Origin of the sequence: Mesorhizobium sp. WSM4887 (genome assembly GCF_029625865.1) — a bacterium.
Lineage (GTDB): Bacteria > Pseudomonadota > Alphaproteobacteria > Rhizobiales > Rhizobiaceae > Mesorhizobium.
On record NZ_JARTVP010000038.1, the window covers coordinates 1 to 777 of the forward strand.

General features: G+C 63.8%; 1 protein-coding gene. It reads left to right on the plus strand.

Translation table 11 applies throughout. From position 1 onward, the window contains the following. Positions 1-88: 88 nt before the first annotated feature. On the plus strand, positions 89-777 hold a 689-nt coding region (locus P9230_RS32220; RefSeq protein WP_278052568.1), incomplete at its 3' end, for an IS481 family transposase.

Below are 777 nucleotides of genomic sequence, written 5' to 3' on the forward strand. Positions count from 1 at the left end.
CTAGGTGTGAGCTTTCGAGAGGTTGTCCATTCGGACCGGACCGAGGAGACTGGAGTTACCACGCTTCAGCATCCATCGGAGGGTCCGAATGAACATCCACAAGAATGCCCGTCTCACACCGCTGCGTCGAGAGGAGATGGCGTTATCGGTGATAGAAGGCGCTTTTTCCAAAGCCCATGCGGCGCGCGTCTATGGCGTGTCGGCCAAGATCGTGGCGCGCTGGGTCGAGCGCTATAAGACCAAAGGGCGGGCCGGCATGGTCGACCGCTCGTCGCGGCCCACCGTCATGCCGAGCCTGACCGAACAGTCCGTGGCCGAGCGCATCGCAGCCTTGCGTCGCCAGCGGCTGACCGGCAAGCACATCGCCCATGAGGTCGGCGTCTCGCCCGCCACCGTCAGCCGGGTTCTCAAGCGTGCCGGGCTGTCGCGGCTCAGGGATATCGAGCCGGCCGAACCGGTCCGGCGCTACGAGCGGGAGCATCCCGGCGAGATGATCCATATCGACATCAAGAAGCTCGGCCGCTTCAGCCAAGTCGGCCATCGTATCACCGGCGATCCGCAAAAGGGCAAGTCGCGCGGCGCCGGCTGGGAGTTCGTCCATGTCTGCATCGACGACGCGTCCCGCATCGCCTTCTCGCAAATCCTGCCCGACGAGAAAAAGGAGTGCGCCATCGCCTTCCTCAAGGCCGCGGTCGCCTATTACGCCAGCCTCGGCGTCACGATAGCCCGCGTCATGACCGACAACGGCTCCTGCTACAGATCAAAGGCCTTCGCCAA